Here is an 18,534-nt window from a genome sequence, read left to right on the forward strand (position 1 = left end):
CACCGCGCCCGGCGGCGGCCGGGCACGGGCAGCACGACTCGGCACCGGCATCCCGCGCCCCGAAGGAGAACCGAGCGACGAAGAAGGACAGAAGAACGAAAGAAGAAGGAAAGCAGAAAGAATGCGGAGCGCGCCATGACCATCGCCTTGGAGCCCCTGGAACCCGTGCTGTCGGTCCGTCAGGTCCTCGCCCTGGAACGGGTGTTGGCCGGGGAGCCCGAGGTGGTGGCCGGCGCCGCCCAGCTCGACCGGCCGGTGCGCTGGGTGCATGTGGCCGAGGCCGCCGACGTCGGCGTGATGCTCACCGGCGGGGAGATGGTGCTCACCACCGGGGTGCTGCTCGCCGGCGACGAGGACAAACAGGCCGAGTACATCCGGTCGCTGTACCGTGCGGAGGCCGCGGCCGTCGTGCTCGGTCTCGGCCGGGCGTTCCCGGCACCGCCGGACGTGATGCGCCGGGCCGCCGAGCGGTGCGGGCTGCCCCTGGTCGTGCTGCACCGGCCGTTCCCCTTCGCCGAGTTGACCGAGGAGGTGCAGTCCCGGCTGGTGCGCCGCAAGTTCGCCGCCGTCAGCCTCTCCGAGGCGGTACGCACCGCGCTGACCGCCCTGATCACCGCGGGCGCGCCGGTGCAGAGCCTGCTCGACGAGGTCGCCGGGCACAGCGCCTGCCCCGTCGTCGTCACCAACCTTGCCCACCGGGTGCTGGCCACGGCGGGGGAGCGGCCGGCCGTGGACGATGTGCTGCGTGACTGGGAGCGGATCGCCCGGCAGGCGGGCGGCGGCGAGGGCGACGGCTGGATCCGGGCCGAGCTGGGCGGGCGCGGGGAGCGGTGGGGGCAGATCATGCTGTGCGGGTACCGCGGCGGCACGGCCGCGGGCCGGCTGCTCGCCGACCGGGCCGCCGAGGCGCTGGTGCTGCACCGCATGCTCGGCGGCGGCTCCGCCCACTCCTGGGAGGAGCAGTCCGCGCAGAGCCTGCTGACCGACCTGGTCTCGGGGGTCGTACCGGCCCGGCAGCTGCTGCCGCGGGCGCGGGCGGCCGGGCTGCCGGTCAACCGGCGCACCTTCGTCCCGCTGGTGGTGCGGGACATCGCGCCCGCGGGACTCGACCGGGTGCTGCGGATGCTGGGGCTCGCCGGGCTCGTCGCCGAACTCGCCGACGGGGCCACCGCGGTGCTGCTGAGCCTCGCCCGGGACCAGGACGCGCAGGCGCTCACCGCGCACTTCGCGGCCCGGCTGCGGTCCGAGTCCGGCCGCAGCCGGGCCGTGGTCGCCGCGGCCGGGCCGCGGACCGTCTGGGACGAGGTGCCCGCCGGGCTGCGCGAGGCCCGGCACGTCGCCGACGCCGTGACCGGCTCCTCGGCCGCCCTCGACCTCCCGGACGTCGTCCGGCTCAGGGACGTCCATCTGCGCGGCCTGATCCGGCTCCTGCGGGACGATCCACAGGTGCAGTCCTTCGCGGAGCGGGAGCTGGACGGGCTGCTGAGCGGCACCGACCGGGACCTGCTGAACGTCCTGCGGACCTATCTCGCCACCGGCCGCAACAAGTCCCGCACCGCCCAGCTGCACCATGTCTCCCGGCCGGCGCTCTACCGCCGGCTGGAGGCGATACAGGCCCGGCTGGGCGTCGACCTCGACGACTTCGAACAGGCGGCCTCGGTGCACATCGCGCTCCTCGCGCACGACGCGCAACACGGCTGACACCCTGAAAACGCTGAACGACCTGCGAAAACGGCGGTGAAACATGGCCCCGAGGCAACGTGACACGGTGGCACGCCACACCCTCGCAGACGTGACACGCTGCCACTCAACCCGCATCCCCGGACTTCCTAGGCTCACCGGACACCGAGCGACCGGAGGTCCCGATGAGCCAAGTGATCCGTGCCGCCCTCTTCCAGACCGCCTGGACCGGCGACAAGGAGTCGATGATCCAGGTCCACGAGCAGGCGGTCCGCGACGCGGCCGCGCAGGGTGCCCGCGTCCTGTGCTTCCAGGAGCTGTTCTACGGGCCGTACTTCTGCCAGGTCCAGGACAAGGCGTTCTACGAGTACGCCGAGCAAATCCCCGAGGGCCCGACCGTGCGCCGCTTCCAGGCGCTGGCCCGGGAGTGCGGCATCGTCCTCGTCCTGCCCATGTACGAGGAGGAGCAGCCCGGCGTCCTCTACAACACCGCGGCCGTGATCGACGCGGACGGCAAGTACCTCGGCAAGTACCGCAAGACCCACATCCCGCAGGTCGAGGGCTTCTGGGAGAAGTTCTACTTCCGCCCGGGGAACAGCGGCTGGCCGGTCTTCGAGACGGCCGTCGGCAGGATCGGCGTCTATATCTGCTACGACCGGCACTTCCCGGAGGGTTGGCGGGCGCTGGGCCTCGGCGGTGCCCAGATCGTCTTCAACCCGTCGGCCACCTCGCGCGGCCTGTCCCGCTATCTGTGGCAGCTGGAGCAGCCGGCCGCGGCGGTGGCCAACGAGTACTTCGTCGGCGCGATCAACCGGGTCGGCGTCGAGGACCTCGGCGGCAACGACTTCTACGGGACGACGTACTTCGTCGACCCGGAGGCCCAGTTCGTCGGCGAGGTGGCGAGCGACAAGGAGACCGAACTCGTCGTGCGCGATCTGGACCTGGCCAAACTGCGCGAGGTCCGCGACCGCTGGCAGTTCTACCGGGACCGGGCGCCGGGCGCCTACGGGCCGCTGACGGCTCCGTAACGGGCGTCGGCCTCCCCCGCGTGCCGGTAGGGGCGCGGGGCCGTGCCCGCGGTGCGGCCACGGGGACACGCGCCCGGCCGTCCGCCCGCGACCCGCGCTTTTCACGACCGCCGTCAACGCCAGGAGAGGCACCATGAGCAGCCGTACCGTCATCCGCGGCGGACTCGTCGTCACCGCGTCCGACGAGATCCACGCCGACGTCCTGATCGAGGACGGCCGCATCGCCGCCCTCGCGGCCTCCGGCACCGAGGCGGCCCGCGCCTTCACCGCCGACCGGACCATCGACGCCACCGGGAAGTACGTCATCCCGGGCGGGGTCGACGCCCACACCCACATGGAGCTGCCGTTCGGCGGCACCCACGCCTCCGACACCTTCGAGACCGGCACCCGGGCCGCCGCCTGGGGCGGTACGACGACGATCGTCGACTTCGCCGTGCAGAGCGTCGGCCACACGCTGCGCGAGGGCCTGGACGCCTGGCACGCCAAGGCCGAGGGCAACTGCGCGATCGACTACGGCTTCCATCTGATCGTCTCCGATGTGAACCCCAGGACGCTGAAGGAGATGGACCTGCTGGTGGAGGAGGGCGTGACCTCCTTCAAGCAGTTCATGGCCTACCCGGGCGTCTTCTACAGCGACGACGGCCGGATTCTGCGCGCCATGCAGCGCGCCGCCGACAACGGCGGGCTGATCATGATGCACGCCGAGAACGGCATCGCGATCGACGTCCTGGTCGAGCAGGCCCTCGCCCGCGGCGAGACCGACCCCCGCTACCACGGCGAGGTCCGCAAGGCCCTGCTGGAGGCCGAGGCCACCCACCGAGCCATCCGGCTCGCCCAGGTCGCCGGGGCGCCGCTGTACGTCGTGCACGTCTCCGCGCAGGAGGCGGTCGCGGAACTGACCAGGGCCCGCGACGAGGGGCTGAACGTCTTCGGCGAGACCTGCCCCCAGTACCTGTTCCTGTCGACCGACAACCTCGCCGAACCCGGCTTCGAGGGCGCCAAGTACGTCTGCTCCACCCCGCTGCGCCCCCGGGAGCACCAGGCGGCGCTGTGGAAGGGGCTGCGCACCAACGATCTCCAGGTCGTCTCCACCGACCACTGCCCCTTCTGCTTTGTGGGCCAGAAGGAGCTGGGCCGGGGTGACTTCTCGAAGATCCCCAACGGGCTGCCGGGGGTGGAGAACCGGATGGATCTGCTGCATCAGGGTGTGGTGGACGGGCATATTTCGCGCCGTCGGTGGATCGAGATCGCGTGCGCGACGCCGGCGCGGATGTTCGGCCTGTACGGGAAGAAGGGGACGATCGCGCCGGGTGCGGATGCGGACGTCGTGATCTATGACCCGCGTGCGGCGCAGACGCTGTCGGCGCAGACGCATCACATGAATGTGGACTACTCGGCCTACGAGGGCAAGCGCGTGACGGGCCGGGTGGAGACGGTGTTGTCGCGCGGTGAACTGGTCATCACGGAGCGGGAGTTCACCGGCCGTGCCGGGCACGGGGTGTACACGCCGCGGGGGACGTGCCAGTACCTGGACTAGCCGGACCGGCCATGGGCGTGGAGTCGGCGGCACGGCTGCTTGCGGCGTCAGCGTGGCGAGGCTCGGTGTGTGTGGACCGTTCAGCGGTTCGCAGTGGACTTGCGGACCACGTGTTGGGCACTTGAACAGCAAGGGGAACATCATGGACTTTGGACTTGTGCTGCAGACCGACCCGCCGGCCTCCGGGGTCGTGGACCTGATGAAGCGGGCGGAAGCGGCAGGCTTCACGCATGGGTGGACGTTCGACTCGTGCGTGCTGTGGCAGGAGCCGTTCGTCATCTACAGCCGCATCCTCGCGGAGACCGAGCGCCTGATCGTCGGCCCGATGGTGACCAACCCGGGCACCCGGACCTGGGAGGTCACCGCCTCCACCTTCGCGACGCTGAATGACATGTACGGCAACCGGACCGTGTGCGGCATCGGCCGCGGCGACTCGGCGATGCGGGTCGCGGGCCGTACCCCGAACACGCTCGCCCGGCTCAGTGGCGCGATGAAGGTGATCAGGGCGCTGGGGCGGGGCGAGGAAGCCGACCTCGGCGGCACCGTCGTCCGGTTCCCGTGGGTGCGTCCCGGGGCCGAAGTCCCGGTGTGGATGGCCGCGTACGGGCCCAAGGCCCTGAAGATGACCGGCGAGGAGGCCGACGGCTTCATCCTGCAACTCGCCGACCCGTTCCTCACGGAGTGGATGGTCAAGGCGGTACGGGACGCGGCGGTGGCGGCGGGCCGTTCGGCGGACGAGGTGAAGATCTGTGTCGCCGCGCCCGCGTACGTGACCGACGACGACTCGCCCGAGGCCCTCGCCCACGCGCGCGAGCAGTGCCGCTGGTTCGGTGGCATGGTCGGCAACCACGTCGCCGACCTGGTCGCCAAGTACGGCGCCCACTCGGGGATGGTGCCGGACGAGCTGACCGAGTACATCAAGGCGCGTGAGGGCTACGACTACGCGCACCACGGCCGCTCGGGAAACCCGGACACGGCGTTCGTGCCGGACGAGATCGTCGACCGCTTCTGTCTGATCGGCCCGGCCTCCGCGCATGTCGAAAAGCTGCGTGCGCTGCGGGAGTCGGGCGTCGACCAGTTCGCGGTGTACGCGATGCACGACGCGAAGGAGAAGGTGATCGAACAGTACGGCCGGGCGGTGATCCCGGTGCTGAACGCATGACCCGCGGCTTGGCCCCGACAGCAACGCACCAACACGGCACGGCAGTTCACGGCATCTGCACAGTCGTCGTCCCTCGTTCCCGTCCCTAGAACGGACTGCTGCCCATGACCGACACCGCCCCACCCCGCATACCCGACCCGGCCATCGAGCTGGCCGGCGACGCCTACCCGGCCGGCAGCCGCTACGCCAACGACGACCTGCGCCCCGTCCCCCTCGCCGAACGCCGCTGGACCACCTACAACTTCGTGGCCCTGTGGATCGGCATGGCCCACTGCATCCCGTCCTGGACGCTCGCTTCCGGACTGGTGGCCCTGGGCATGGACTGGAAACAGGCCGTCCTCACGATCGCGCTCGCCAATGTGATCGTGCTGCTCCCGATGCTGCTCACCGGCCACGCGGGACCCAAGTACGGCATACCCTTCCCGGTCCTGGCCCGCGCCTCCTTCGGCATCCGCGGCGCGAACCTGCCCGCGATGGTGCGGGCGGCGGTGGCCTGCTGCTGGTTCGGCATCCAGACGTGGATCGGCGGCCAGGGCATCTTCATCCTCCTGGGGAAGATCTTCGGCGGCTGGACGGACGCCGCGAAGATCGGCGGCTACCCGTGGACCCTGTGGCTCTGCTTCGTGATCTTCTGGGTGCTCGAACTGGCCATCATCTACCGGGGAATGGACACCCTGCGCCGGTTCGAGAACTGGGCGGCACCGTTCGTCCTCGTCGGCGCGGTGGTGCTCCTGGTCTGGATCGCGAACAAGGCGGGCGGTTTCGGTCCGCTGCTGCACGAGCCGTCGAAGGTCGGCTGGGGCGCGGACTTCTGGGAGGTCTTCTTCCCGGGCCTGATGGGCATGATCGGCTTCTGGTCCACCCTCAGTCTCAACATCCCGGACTTCACCCGCTTCGGAAAGGGGCAGCGGGCACAGGTCTGGGGCCAGGCCCTCGGCCTGCCGACCACCATGACCCTCTTCGCGCTGATGTCGGTCCTGGTGACGGCCGGTTCGGAGAAGGTCTACGGGGTGGCGATCTGGGACCCGGTCGAGCTGGCCGGCAAGACCGACAACGTCTTCGGCCTGCTCTTCGCGCTCATCACGGTCTTCGTGGCGACGATCAGCGTGAACATCGCGGCGAACGTGGTCTCACCCGCGTACGATCTCGCGAACCTCGCCCCGAAGATCATCAACTTCCGTACGGGCGCGATCATCACGGGCATCGTGGGCGTCCTGGTGATGCCGTGGAAGCTGACCTCCACGCCCGAGCTGTACATCTTCACATGGCTGGGTGTGGTGGGCGGACTGCTCGGCACGGTGGCGGGCATTCTCATCGCGGACTACTGGATCATCCGGCGGACCGTGCTGCACCTCGCCGACCTATACCTGGAAGGCGGGCGGTACTGGTACTCGGGCGGCTGGAACTGGCGGGCCGTCGTCGCCTTCGCGGTCGGCGGTGTGCTGGCGGTCGGTGGCTCGTACTCCACGCTGGACGAGAAGGGGAACAAGGCAGGACCCTTCCCGACCGACGGCATCATCCCCTTCCTCAAACCGCTCGCCGACTACGGGTGGGCCGTGGGACTGGGAGCCTCGCTCGTCGTCTACGTCCTACTGATGGCCGGAGGACGAAAGCGGACCTGATGAGCGTACGGGGGCGGCTGGAATTGGCGGGCGGTGGTGGCCTTCCTGGCCGGCGGCGCCGACTTCACACCGCTGATCGACGGCCGCCCCGTCCCGGCGCTGTCCTCGCTGGCCGACTACGGCTGGGCGGTGGGCCTGGGTACGTCGATGGCGGTCTGCCTGGCCCTGATGCTGCCGCGTGGAAGGCGCCCCGAGGAGCCCGTCGACTGAGCCCGTCGGCTGGGAACGCCGACCGAGCCCGTGGGCTGAGCCCGTCGGCTCGCGCGGGTTGCCGGACCGAACTCGCCCGAGGCGTTGGTGCTTTCGGGTGCGGGACGAGGTGTCGGCGGTGCCGACGGGCTAACGCTCCGGCAGACCACCGCGTACACCTACGCTGACAGTGACAGGTGTCGGCCGGACTGGATCTGCGGTCCGGCCCGCACCGGCCGCGACCGTCGGCCGGGCCGCGTCGTGCGGCACCGGGGCCGTCAGCTCTTCCCCGTGCCGTCCTGCAACGCGGACACGGCCGCCTTCGCCGTCTTGATGGCGCCCTTGTTGATCTCGTCCGTGGCGGGCGCCTTCTTCGTCTCGAAGTCGCTGCCGTTGTAGGTGACGATCACCAGGGCGTTGGCGGCACGCACCACGACCATGCCCTCGCGGGTCTCCTGCTTGTTCTCGGTGGTGAGGTTGACCACCGAATAGCCGACGTCGCCGACACCCGGAACATCCCCTCCGCCGCTCTTCTCCGAGACCCGCTGCTCATATTCCTTCTGTGCCGCTTTGCCCGACTCGGTGATCTCGTAGGAGACGTCGAGCCAGCGGTAGTCGTACCCCTTGAGCGCGTTCCAGGAGCAGGTGCGGCGCAGCTTCGGGTCCGTCGACGGGATCTCCTTGCCGGCCGTCCTGGCGCCCGGCACCAGCGAGGTGACGGTCCCCTTGGGGACGCTGCCGCAGGGCGCGGGCGCGGCGGCGTACGTCTTCGACACGGCCGTCGCGGACGGCACCGAGGGCGATGTCAGGTCGGCCGCCTTCTGCTCCGTCCGGTGCTCCGCCTTCGGTGCCGCGGCGAACGGACCGGACGTCAGCGCCCAGCCGGCCACCGCGAGCACGGCGACCGGCGACAGACGTGCGGTGAGGGTGAGCGGCAGAGGAAGTTGACGCACGGCGCACTTCTCGTGGGGGGAGGGGAGTGCGGACGGGGCCCACACTGCGGGACGCCAGTGTCACACGACCGGCTGGGAGGCGGAAGTGCCGATTCACGCCGTGTCCGCGCCGCGACGACGCAGCTCCAAGAGGTCCGGACGAATCGTGCGCATCAGGGTCCGCACAGCCGCGCGGGATGGCGGATCACGCGGCGGGCCGCCGACGGCGGAACCGGATATTCGTCTGGATTCCACCCGTGATGCACCGAACCGGTGGGGAATGTCAGCGCCGCATGCTCTCATGGAGACATGATCGAAGACACGAAGACCCGGGAGTGCCCCCTGGACGAAGACCTCGGCGACGACCTCGGCGAAGACCGTGGGGGAGCCCGCGGCGCGGACCTCGCGGCAGATCTCGGGGCGGCCCTTCCGGCGGATTTCCTCTCCCGTCACGCGGCCGATGTGGAGGACGCGATCCGCACGGCCGCGGCGACCGAGATCCTGCCCCGCTTCCGCCGACTCGCCGACCACGAGGTCGACCAGAAGAGCGGGCCGCACGACCTGGTGACGGACGCCGACCGGCTGGCGGAGCGCTACCTCACCGGGGTGCTCGCCGCTCTCCTGCCCGGCTCCGTCGTCGTCGGCGAGGAGGCGGTCCACGCCGACCCGACGACGTACGAGGCGATATGCGGCGAAGCGCCGGTGTGGATCGTCGATCCGGTCGACGGCACCCGCCAGTTCGTGCACGGCGACCCCGGCTTCTGCACGCTCGTCGCGCTCGTCCACCGCGGTGTCCTGCTCGCCTCATGGACGTACGCGCCGGCCCTCGACCGGTTCGCCACCGCCGTACGGGGTCGGGGTGCCTTCCTCGACGGTGAGCGGCTCCTCGCGGGCTCGCCCGCGGCCGACCGGGAGCTGCGGATCGCCACCTCCCACCCGGACTACACGACCGACGAGCAGAAGCGCGCGCTGCTCGGACTGTGGGCGGACGGCGTCGCGCCGCGCCCCTGCGGCTCCGCGGGCCTGGAGTATCTCGCGGTCGCCCGGGGCGAGTTGGACGCCACGGCGTTCTCCTGGGAGGCGGCCTGGGACCATGCGGCGGGCCTGCTCCTGGTCGAGGAGGCGGGCGGCGCCCACCGCACGCTCAGCGGCGAACCGTTCCGCGTCACGGGCGGCAACGCCCTGCCGTTCACCGCGGCGCGCGACGCGGCCACGGCCGACCGGGTACGCCAGCTGCTGCGTGGCGTCGGCTGAGCCGCAGGAAGGACCCCGGAGGCTGCGGGCCGGGCTGCCTGCGTCCGCCCGTCTCCGCCCCGCGCCGTCGGGGTTGTCAGTGCCCCGGCATATGCTGAACCTGAGTGGCCATCGGCTGACGAAGGAGTCCGAAGGTGCCGTCGATGCTCGATGCGGTCGTGGTGGGAGCGGGGCCGAACGGATTGACGGCTGCCGTGGAGCTGGCCCGCCGCGGTTTCTCCGTGGCGCTGTTCGAGGCCCGTGACACGGTGGGCGGCGGAGCCCGCACCGAAGAACTCACCCTGCCCGGCTTCCGCCACGACCCCTGTTCGGCCGCGCACCCCCTCGGGATCAACTCACCCGCCTTCCGCGCCCTCCCCCTGCAGCGGTACGGCCTGGAGTGGCTGCACCCCGCCCTGCCCATGGCCCACCCGTTCCCGGACGGCACGGCCGCCGTGCTGGCCCGGTCCGTCGCGCAGACGGCCGCCTCGTTCGGGCCGCGTGACGCGGGCACGTACCGCAGGCTGGTCGCGCCGTTCCTGTCCAAGTGGGACACCCTGGCCCGTGACTTCATGTCCCTGCCGCTGACCGCGCTCCCGCGTGACCCGGTCACCCTCGCCCGCTTCGGCCTCGTCGGCCTGCCGCCGTCGAGCTGGCTGCTGCGCCGCTTCCGTGACGAGCGGGCCCGGACCCTCTTCGCCGGGCTCGTCGCCCATGTCATGGCGCCGCTCGACGGCTTCGCCACCGGCGCCGTCGGCCTGATCTTCGCTCTCGCCGCGCATGCCCGAGGCTGGCCGGTGGCCCGCGGCGGATCCCAGTCGATCTCCGACGCCCTCGCCGCTTACCTGAAGGACCTCGGCGGCAGCGTCCACACCGACTACGAGATCAAGCGGCTGGACGACCTGCCGCCCGCGCGGGCGTATGTCTTCGACACCTCGCCCACCGCCCTGGCCCGCATCGCCGGCTTCGGCAGCCACTACGCGGGCTACCGCTACGGCCCCGGCGTCTTCAAGATCGACTATGCCCTCGACGGGCCGGTGCCCTGGACCGCGCCCGAGGCGCGCTCCGCCGGGACCGTGCAGATCGGCGCGAACACCGCGGAGATCGACACCGCCCTGCGTGCGCCGACCCGGGAGGGCCGGGCCCCCGACCGACCGTTCCTGATCACCGTGCAGCCCAGCGTCGCCGACCCGACCCGGGCACCGGCCGGCCGGCATGTCTTCTGGGCGTACGGACATGTGCCCAGCGGCTGGACCGGTGATCTCACCGACGCCATCGAGCGCCAGTTGGAGCGGTTCGCCCCCGGCTTCCGTGACCGCGTCCTCGCCCGCGCCACCGCCGGCCCGCGCGAACTGGTCGCACGCAACGCCAACTACATCGGCGGTGACATCGCCTGCGGCGCGGTCTCCGGCCTGCAACTCCTGCTGCGTCCGAAACCGTCCCTGTTCCCGTACCACACCCCGCATCCCGCGGTCTTCATCTGCTCGTCGGCCACCCCGCCGGGCCCGGGCGTGCACGGCATGTCGGGGCACAATGCGGCGAAGGCCGTGTGGCGGAGGTTGAGACAGCCATGACCACCATCACCCTCGTGCAGGGGGACATCACCCGGCAGACCGCCGACGCGATCGTCAACGCGGCCAACTCCTCGCTCCTGGGCGGCGGAGGCGTGGACGGGGCGATCCACCGGCGCGGCGGCCCCGCCATCCTCGAAGAGTGCCGCAAGCTCCGTGCCTCGCGGTACGGCAAGGGCCTGCCCACCGGCCGCGCGGTCGCCACGACGGCCGGCGACCTGGACGCCCGCTGGGTCATTCACACGGTGGGCCCGCGTTTCACCCACGAGGAGGACCGCTCGGAGTTGCTGGCCTCCTGTTACCGGGAGTCGCTGCGGGTCGCGGACGAGATCGGTGCCCGTACGGTCGCGTTTCCCGCCGTCTCCGCCGGTATCTACGGGTGGCCGTTGGAGGATGCGGCCCGGATCGCGGTGGAAACGGTGCGGGCCACGGACACGGCGGTCGAGGAGGTTCGATTCGTGCTCTTCGACGAGCGGGCGTACGGGGCGTTCGCCGCGCAGCCTCGCTGACGGAACCGCGGTTCGGCGTCGGAACCGCGGTTCGGCGTCGGAATCGCGAGCGCCCGGACGGTTCTGACGGTGTCCGCACCCCTGAAAGACATCTACCGGACGGCGAGAGGGAGTTCATTCCTGCCCCTTCGTCGGAAATGTGTTGTCGTCGCCGGGGCCGGTCGGCAAGGCTGGCAGGATGAGCGGAACGATCTCTTACGCGTGGCGCGACCCCATCACCGACGAGGAAATGGTCGACCTCGTCCGGTCCCATAACGGCAATGCCGTGGCGGGCTGGTGGCCCAAGGTCATGGAACACAGTCTCGGCTGGGTGGGCGCCCGTGACGGCGAGGGAGTCCTCGTCGGATTCGTGAACGTGGCCTGGGACGGCGTGGACCACGCCTTCCTGATCGACACAAAGACCCGGGGCTCGTACCAGCGGCGCGGTATCGGAACGGCACTTGTCCGGCTCGCGGTGGTCCATGCGCGCGCGGCGGGCTGCGAGTGGCTGCACGTCGACTTCGATCCCGAGCTGCGCGACTTCTACTTCGATGCCTGCGGTTTCCGGGCGACGGACGCGGGACTGATCCACCTGCACTCCGTCGACGACGGGCGGCCGTCGTGATGAGGGGGCCGACGAACGCTCACGCGAGCCCGCGGGCGCCGGGGAGTTCGCATCGACCCCCACCGCGCACTTGCGTGCGGATGATGGACCGGAACTCCCCGGCGCCCGCTCGGGTCGCTACTTCTTGTGGCAGCCCCACTTGCCGTTGACCTTCTTGTAGTGCTCACCCTTGGGGCACTTCTTGTGTTTCGGGGTCTTCGTGGGGTGCGGTGTGGGTGCGTTGTGACTGTCCGCCACTGTGGCGTTCGCCGGTGCTGCGAAGGCGGTACCCGTAGAGGCCACCGCTGCTCCGCTGGCGAGCATGCCCGCGGCGGCACTGGCGGCCAGAGCGCGTATGATCCTGTTTCGCATGATCGGCAGCCTTTCTTTGTCGGCGTCACTGCCTCTCGGTTCGATTCTTGGCACCGCTCCCCGTGGTTCGCATCTCGATCACGAAGTGGAATTCGGATATGTGGCGCGAAATACCCGCTATTTCCCGGGCGCAGGCGCGGAATGAGAGCCGCGACAAGCCCTGTTGCATCGCGCTGTAAACACCCGCGAGTGGTGTGCGACAGGGTGTGAGACGCGGTGTGCGACAGGGTGTGAGATGCGGTGTGAGGCAGCCGCTCGGCAAGGGCCGAACGGCCCCCGATCCGCCCCCCGAGACCCTGGCCCGCTCCGCTCCTGCCCGAGAGGATTGACTGCCTTCGCCGGCGATGGCCCGGCGAAGCCGCAACGCACACGGTGACGGGCAGTCGGCTCGGCTCGGCCAGAGAGGAAGCCTCAAGTGATCGCTGTCGTGGGACACCCCGATCTCACCGCGCCCACGCTGACGATGCTGGAGGAGGCGCTGTGCCGTCGGCTGGCGGGCCTGGCGCAGGCGGGACGGACCGGACTGGTCCGGGTGGGGCAGGGGCTGCCCGTTGCCTTCGGCCGCGCCGCGCGGAAGGCGGGACTGGCGCTGGTGACCGTCCTGCCCGCCAGGAACGGGGTCCCCGCGGTGCTGGAGGAGCACGACCGCAGAGCCGCCGGGGAGTTGCTGTTGCTGTCGGATCAGGTGCGGCTGCTGGAGTACGACCCCGTCGACCGCAGCGCGTGCGTGGGCGCCGACGAGAGTCTGCTGCTCACCTGCTGCCGTCTGGTGGCGGTATGGGACGGCTCACCGTCCAACGGCCGTGACGCCACCGCCCACTTGGTGGCCTACGCGCGCAGCAGCGGCATCGACGTGGAGGTGTTCTGGCCCGCCGGGGCGGCACGCCAACACCCCTGACGCCGCTGGACGATGGGAAGTCCGAGCCGCCGGTCCGCGCGGAACGGACCGTGCGGAGCGGGCCGATCGACCTGCGGTGCTCACCGGTGGGGCGGAGCGGGCGGCCGACGACGGCGCTGATCGCGGGTTCGCCGCCGAGCCGCTCGAAGCGGACCGGACGAAGTCGTACGGCACCGACTCTTCTCGGGGTGTGACCCCGCCGCCGGATCCGGGCCGCCGGATGCGTCACCGCGAGTTCCGGGCGGACGCAATCCAACTCTCAGTGTGCGGCGTACCTCCTACGAGAAACGATGGGAGGAACGCCATGACAGTCTTCGGTCATCTCTTCCCCAGCAGGAACGGGGACCACGGCGGGCACGGTGGGCACGGCGGCCACGGGGACCATGGCGGTCACGGCGACCACCGTGACCACGGCCGGGACCGACGGGACGAGGACAGGGACCGCGGTCACGGCCGCGACCACGACCACCGCTCCAATTACTGAGAGTGAGGGAAGGCTGAGTGGGTCGGTGACCGGGGGAGCCGGCCCGCTTCGCCGTCCGACTGCGACGGAGCGGTGCCATGACGCGGGTCCTCCGGCAGGTTCTGCGGGAACTGCTCTCGGCGAGCGGGGAGCGGGACCCCGCCGCCGTGGTCGCGCTCGCGCCGCGGCTGTCCCCGCGTGAGGTGTTCCGGCGCTTCTGGCCCTACACGCGGGGCCGCAGGCGCTGGCTCGCCCCCCTTCTGCTGCTCAGCCTGATCGGTCCGGCCGTCGACGGTGCCGAACTGTGGCTCTTCAAGACGGTGATCGACGATGCGCTCGTGCCGCGCGATCCGCGGCCCTTTCTCTGGATCGCGCCCGCCTATCTGGGGCTCATCGTCGTCTCCGGCATCCTCGGCTTCGCCGACGATGTGACGTCCACCTGGGTCGGCGAACGTTTCCTGCTGTCGCTGCGCCGCGATGTGTTCCGGCACGTCCAGGGGCTGTCACTCGGGTTCTTCGAACGGCGGCGGCTCGGCGATGTGCTGTCCCGGGTGACGGGTGACGTGGACGCCGTCGAGACGCTGCTGCTCTCGGGCGTGGCGGACGGCCTCTACCACATGGTCCGGCTGGGCGTCTTCCTCGGCCTGCTCTGCTACCTCCGCTGGGATCTGACCCTGCTCGCCCTGGCCGTCGTACCGCTGTTCTGGCGAGTGGCCCGGCACTTCTCCCGGCTGATCGGGGAGGCGTCCCGGGAGCGCAGGCGGCGCAGCGGCTCGCTCAGCGCGGTCGCCGAGGAGACGCTGGGCAATGTGGCCCTGGTCCAGGCGTACAACCGGCAGGGCTGGGAGGAGCGCCGCTTCGAGCGCGAGAACCTCGGCAGGTTCCACGCGGCGATGGCGTCGGCGCGGATCGGGGCCCTCTACTCGCCGCTCGTCGAGGTCATCGAGGTGTCGGGCATCCTCGCCGTGCTCGGTCTCGGCACCTGGAAGCTGGCGCAGGGTCAGCTCACGTTGGGCGGGCTGCTGCTCTTCCTGGCGCTGATCGGCAAGCTCTACGGCCCGGTCAGCGACCTGTCCGGCCTCGCCACCACCTTCTACACGGCCTCCGCCGCCGCGGAACGGATCCTCGAACTGCTGGACCAGCGGCCCCAGGTCGTCGACGCCGCCGACGCCCGGCGGATCGGCCGGGCGCGGGGCGACATCGAGTTCGACGGCGTCTGCTTCCGCTACCCCGGTACCTCCCGCCAGGCGCTGTCCGACGTGTCCTTGCATGTCGCCCCGGGCGAGATCCTCGCCCTGGTCGGGGCCAGCGGGGCCGGCAAGTCCACGGCGGCCAAGCTGCTCCTGCGGTTCTACGCCCCCGACCGGGGCGCCATCCGGCTGGACGGGACCGATCTGGGCGAGCTGCGGCTGACCGACGTACGGGAGAACGTCGCGGTGGTCCTTCAGGAAACCCTCGTCCTGCACGGCACGGTGCGCGAGAACATCGCCTATGGACGGCTGGGGGCGACGGACGCGGAGATCGTCGCGGCGGCCAGGGCGGCGGACGCGCACGAGTTCATCCGGTCGCTCCCCGAGGGCTACGACACACTGGTCGGACAGCGCGGCCGGATGCTGTCCGGCGGTCAGCGGCAGCGCCTGGCGATCGCGCGCGCGATGATCCGGGACGCGCCGGTACTGCTCCTGGACGAGCCGACCAGCGGCCTCGACGTCGAGTCCGGGCTGCGGATCATGGGCCCGTTGCGGCGCCTCATGGCGGGCCGGACGACCGTCGTCATCTCGCACAACCTTCTCACCGTCCGTGACGCCACCCGGATCGTGGTCCTCGATCACGGCCGGGTCGTCGAGTCCGGTACCCACGACGACCTGCTGGCGCGTCGCGGCGCATACGCCCGGCTGCACCGGCTGACCGCCGCCCGCAGCCCGGCCCGGCCGGACCTCGCACCGCACGGCGCGCTGCCGTCATGCCCCGAGCATCACCCGCTCGGCCCGGTTCTGTGAGGCGCCCCGCTCAGGATCTGCTCGGCATCGCGCCGGGCCGTGTCGCTACGACTGGTCGCCCGCCGTGACGTGCGCGGTGGCGAGCACCGTGCCGTCGGTCGAGGTCAGCTGGGCGCCGGAGACCTTCCCGGGGTCGATCATGGCCGGGCTGCCCCAGTATCCGGTTCCGTCGTGCTTCAGGGCGAAGGTGCCCACGCGTACGGTGCTCCCGTCCTTGTGCACCAGCAGACAGGTCACCTTGCCGTCGCGCGGAGCACCCGCGCCGGCCAGGTCGACGGCCATGTAGATCCAGCCGGGCCTGCCCGGGTGGGCGTAGATCTCGCCGACCGTCTTTCCGTGCGCCACGACCGAGGACAGGTCTCCCGACAGCATGCCGCCGTTGGTCCCGGCCGTGGGGGCGGAGCCGACCACGACGTCCTCGATCGCCGTGCCGACCGCCCAGCCGCCGAATCCGACGGCCAGGACGAGCGTGGCCGCGACGGCGGCGAGCCGTACCCGAATCCGCCTGCGGCCGCCCGGGAACGCGGCGGCGGCACGCATCGGCGGACGCCGCTCCCGCGCCGCCGTGGTCAGCCTCCGCGCCACGCGCTCCTCGAACCCCACCGGCGGCTCGCTGCCGGGCAGCAGCCCGATCAGCCGGTCGCTCACCGAGGTCAGTTCCTCGACGTACTTCCGGCACTCCGCGCACCTGTCCAGATGGGCGACCGCATCCGCCCGTTCCCGGCCGGGCAGTACGCCCAGAGCCAGCTCGGCGCCGATCTCCCGCAGCTTCTGGCAGGTCACGTCACTGGCCATCGTCGCCTCGCTTCGAGGATGCGAGTGAGGTCCGCAGCTTGCCCATCGCCGTCCTGATGCGCGTCTTGGCGGTACCCAGCGGGATCCTCTCCCAGTCGGCGATCTGCTGGGCCGTCATTCCGTAGATGCCCGCCATCACCAGCGCGCGGCCCTGCTCCCGCGGCAGCTGAGCCACCGCGGCCCGCAGCCGGGTCGACGCCTCGTCGGCCAGCGCGTACTGCTCCGGAGTCGTGCTGACGGCACCGAGGACCGCGTCCAGGTCCTCGGGCGCCACCGGCTCCGGCCGCCGCGCCCGGATGGCGTCGATGGCCAGGTTGCGGGCGATGGTGGTCAGCCAGGTCGACACGGAACCACGGCGCGCGTCATAGACCTGGGCATGACGCCACGCACGCTCGAACGTCTGCTGGGCGACGTCCTCGGCGAGCTGCGGGTCCCCGGTGACGGCGACGGCGACACCGAAGACCGTGTGCTGGAACCTGCGTACGAAGGTGACGGCCAACTCTGGATCACCCGTGGCCAACCCGGACAGCAGGGCCTCGTCCGGGAGGCGTCCCGCAGAGAACCGGTATCTCTGCATATCCATACGTACGGTGCGCCCTCGGCGAGAGATTGCATGGCCACCGCGGCGACCACGGCCACCCTGGAAGATCACATTCCTCGTCTCCCTCTGTGACTCAGGACGAGCGGGTGCGGTGCAGCGCGACCATGGTCACGTCATCGCTCAGGCCCCGGCCCACGTACCGCCGCAGGTCGCTGTGGATGGCGCTGAGCAGCGCCTCGGGCGCCAGCCTCGCCCAACCGGGAAGCCGCTCCGCGAGGGGGTAGAAGTCACCGGCCCGGTTGCGGGCCTCGATGACACCGTCGGTGTACAGCAGCAAGGTGGCGCCGGGCGGGAAGTCCACCGTCTCCACGGGCGGATACGCGCTGTCGAGATCGCCCAGGCCGAGCGGCGGCGCGCAGGACCCGGGATCGAGCACGGTGACCTGCCCGTGGTCGATGAGAAGGGGCGGCGGGTGGCCGAAGTTGATCATGAACGTGGGTCCGTCGCCCTTCTCCGGCACCTCGAGCACCACGGCGGTGACGAACTCCTCCAGGGCGAGGGCGGCGCTCGCGCTGTCCTGCTGGGCCGCCGTGGCGTCCCGCAGGTCCTCCCTGAAGTCCTCTTCGAGGTCGGTGACCATGGCGTGCAGCGGTCCGCGCCGGCGGACGCAGCGGCGGAACGCGCTCAGCACGTAGCTCGCGGTCTCCACCGCCGCGAGGCCCTTGCCGTGCGCGTCGCCGATCAGGATCCGGACCCGCCCGCCGACATCCGCGACCGCGTACAGGTCTCCGCCGACGGCGGCGTCCTCGTTGGCCGCCAGATAGACCGAGGCGAGGGAGAGGTCGCCGATGCTGGGCGGCAGGGGTTTCAGCAGCACCCGCTGGGTCACCTCGGCGACCGCGCGGGTGCGGGCCAGCTCGTCCTCGCGGCGCTCCCGGATCCAGCTGGCACCCACGGCGCCCATGCAGATCAGCACCAGTGCGGTGAGCTGGACCCAGAAGTTCGCGGTGCCCAGCGCCAGATTCCCGGCCGCCGCCAGCACCACACAGGGAATGGTGATCGCGACGACGGCGACCACTCCGAGCGGTGTGCAGAACACCGCGGCCAGCGCGGGCGCCCCCACCATCAGGGAACCCAGCCCGATGGACCGGCTCACCGTCTGGTCCACCACCAGCAGTACGACGGGCATCGACATCAGCCCGCCGGTGATGAGCCACGGGTGTTCGCACCTTGAGACCAACGCCATCACCTCCCGGGCTTCACTCCCGGCCGGGTTGCCCGACGGCGCCGAATCATCGCGACACCGCTCCCATAGTGACGCCCCACCCCACCCCCAAGCACCCCGAAACCCCACCCGAAACCCCCTACGGCGGCCCGCGTAGGGGCGGGGAACTGCGCGATCGGCCACGATGGTGTGGT

Annotated in this window: 18 protein-coding genes and 1 pseudogene; 14 read left to right on the plus strand and 5 right to left on the minus strand. The window is 71.1% G+C overall.

The genetic code is table 11. The features are described from left to right. Positions 1-135 precede the first annotated feature (135 nt). The 6 genes and pseudogenes from ACWEKM_RS04885 to ACWEKM_RS04910 form a co-directional block, all read left to right on the plus strand. Complete coding sequence (locus ACWEKM_RS04885; protein ID WP_451619729.1) at positions 136-1,701, plus strand: PucR family transcriptional regulator; 1,566 nt, start codon at positions 136-138, stop codon at positions 1,699-1,701. Between the two features lie 164 nt (positions 1,702-1,865). Then, positions 1,866-2,708: a nitrilase-related carbon-nitrogen hydrolase gene (locus tag ACWEKM_RS04890; RefSeq protein ID WP_451619730.1), complete on the plus strand. Its 843-nt coding sequence runs from the start codon at positions 1,866-1,868 to the stop codon at positions 2,706-2,708. Positions 2,709-2,841: 133 nt separating this feature from the next. Next, entirely contained in the window at positions 2,842-4,245 is a 1,404-nt protein-coding gene (hydA, locus tag ACWEKM_RS04895; RefSeq protein ID WP_451619731.1) for a dihydropyrimidinase, read from the plus strand. A gap of 142 nt (positions 4,246-4,387) precedes the next feature. Beyond that, entirely contained in the window at positions 4,388-5,407 is a 1,020-nt protein-coding gene (locus ACWEKM_RS04900; RefSeq protein WP_451619732.1) for a TIGR03842 family LLM class F420-dependent oxidoreductase, read from the plus strand. A 104-nt stretch (positions 5,408-5,511) separates the two neighbouring features. Beyond that, positions 5,512-7,029 carry an NCS1 family nucleobase:cation symporter-1 gene (locus tag ACWEKM_RS04905; RefSeq protein WP_451619733.1) on the plus strand — a complete coding sequence of 506 codons (1,518 nt, stop codon included), beginning with the start codon at positions 5,512-5,514 and terminating at the stop codon, positions 7,027-7,029. A 6-nt stretch (positions 7,030-7,035) separates the two neighbouring features. Then, a pseudogene (locus ACWEKM_RS04910) lies at positions 7,036-7,239 on the plus strand (nitrate reductase); the annotation flags it as partial. A 257-nt stretch (positions 7,240-7,496) separates the two neighbouring features. On the opposite strand, the gene ACWEKM_RS04915 reads toward ACWEKM_RS04910, so the two are convergent. Beyond that, positions 7,497-8,171: a hypothetical protein gene (locus ACWEKM_RS04915; RefSeq protein ID WP_451619734.1), complete on the minus strand. Its 675-nt coding sequence runs from the start codon at positions 8,169-8,171 to the stop codon at positions 7,497-7,499. Between the two features lie 288 nt (positions 8,172-8,459). Here ACWEKM_RS04915 and ACWEKM_RS04920 point away from each other — a divergent pair, with 288 nt between their 5' ends. The 4 genes from ACWEKM_RS04920 (at position 8,460) to ACWEKM_RS04935 (ending at position 12,067) form a co-directional block, all read left to right on the plus strand. Further along, complete coding sequence (locus ACWEKM_RS04920) at positions 8,460-9,404, plus strand: inositol monophosphatase family protein (RefSeq protein ID WP_451619735.1); 945 nt, start codon at positions 8,460-8,462, stop codon at positions 9,402-9,404. A gap of 143 nt (positions 9,405-9,547) precedes the next feature. Next, the gene (locus tag ACWEKM_RS04925; protein ID WP_451619805.1) at positions 9,548-10,957 is read left to right on the plus strand and encodes a phytoene desaturase family protein; all 1,410 of its coding nucleotides are present in this window, start codon (positions 9,548-9,550) and stop codon (positions 10,955-10,957) included. After that, complete coding sequence (locus ACWEKM_RS04930; protein ID WP_451619736.1) at positions 10,954-11,463, plus strand: O-acetyl-ADP-ribose deacetylase; 510 nt, start codon at positions 10,954-10,956, stop codon at positions 11,461-11,463. The genes ACWEKM_RS04925 and ACWEKM_RS04930 overlap by 4 nt, the downstream gene beginning before the upstream one ends. Before the next feature lie 178 nt (positions 11,464-11,641). Continuing rightward, positions 11,642-12,067: a GNAT family N-acetyltransferase gene (locus ACWEKM_RS04935; protein ID WP_451619737.1), complete on the plus strand. Its 426-nt coding sequence runs from the start codon at positions 11,642-11,644 to the stop codon at positions 12,065-12,067. 117 nt (positions 12,068-12,184) lie between these two features. Here ACWEKM_RS04935 and ACWEKM_RS04940 read toward each other — a convergent pair whose 3' ends face one another. Continuing rightward, positions 12,185-12,418, minus strand: a complete 234-nt coding sequence (locus ACWEKM_RS04940) for a hypothetical protein (RefSeq protein ID WP_451619738.1) — start codon at positions 12,416-12,418, stop codon at positions 12,185-12,187. Here ACWEKM_RS04940 and ACWEKM_RS04945 point away from each other — a divergent pair. From ACWEKM_RS04945 to ACWEKM_RS04960, 4 genes are all read left to right on the plus strand, one after another. Further along, entirely contained in the window at positions 12,417-12,563 is a 147-nt protein-coding gene (locus ACWEKM_RS04945) for a hypothetical protein (RefSeq protein ID WP_451619739.1), read from the plus strand. The genes ACWEKM_RS04940 and ACWEKM_RS04945 overlap by 2 nt on opposite strands. 270 nt (positions 12,564-12,833) lie before the next feature. Further along, positions 12,834-13,316, plus strand: coding sequence for a hypothetical protein (locus ACWEKM_RS04950; protein WP_451619740.1), 483 nt, complete (start codon positions 12,834-12,836; stop codon positions 13,314-13,316). A gap of 304 nt (positions 13,317-13,620) precedes the next feature. Continuing rightward, the gene (locus tag ACWEKM_RS04955; RefSeq protein ID WP_451619741.1) at positions 13,621-13,800 is read left to right on the plus strand and encodes a hypothetical protein; all 180 of its coding nucleotides are present in this window, start codon (positions 13,621-13,623) and stop codon (positions 13,798-13,800) included. 77 nt (positions 13,801-13,877) lie between these two features. Beyond that, entirely contained in the window at positions 13,878-15,779 is a 1,902-nt protein-coding gene (locus tag ACWEKM_RS04960) for an ABC transporter ATP-binding protein (protein WP_451619742.1), read from the plus strand. Positions 15,780-15,824: 45 nt separating this feature from the next. Here ACWEKM_RS04960 and ACWEKM_RS04965 read toward each other — a convergent pair whose 3' ends face one another. The 3 genes from ACWEKM_RS04965 to ACWEKM_RS04975 form a co-directional block, all read right to left on the minus strand. After that, positions 15,825-16,574 (minus strand): anti-sigma factor family protein, encoded by a 750-nt coding sequence (locus tag ACWEKM_RS04965; RefSeq protein ID WP_451619743.1) that lies wholly within the window; start codon positions 16,572-16,574, stop codon positions 15,825-15,827. Beyond that, positions 16,564-17,151 carry an RNA polymerase sigma factor gene (locus ACWEKM_RS04970; RefSeq protein WP_451619806.1) on the minus strand — a complete coding sequence of 196 codons (588 nt, stop codon included), beginning with the start codon at positions 17,149-17,151 and terminating at the stop codon, positions 16,564-16,566. The genes ACWEKM_RS04965 and ACWEKM_RS04970 overlap by 11 nt, the downstream gene beginning before the upstream one ends. A 97-nt stretch (positions 17,152-17,248) precedes the next feature. Beyond that, complete coding sequence (locus ACWEKM_RS04975; protein ID WP_451619744.1) at positions 17,249-18,361, minus strand: PP2C family protein-serine/threonine phosphatase; 1,113 nt, start codon at positions 18,359-18,361, stop codon at positions 17,249-17,251. Positions 18,362-18,534: the final 173 nt, after the last annotated feature.

Source organism: Streptomyces sp. NPDC004752, from assembly GCF_053601275.1.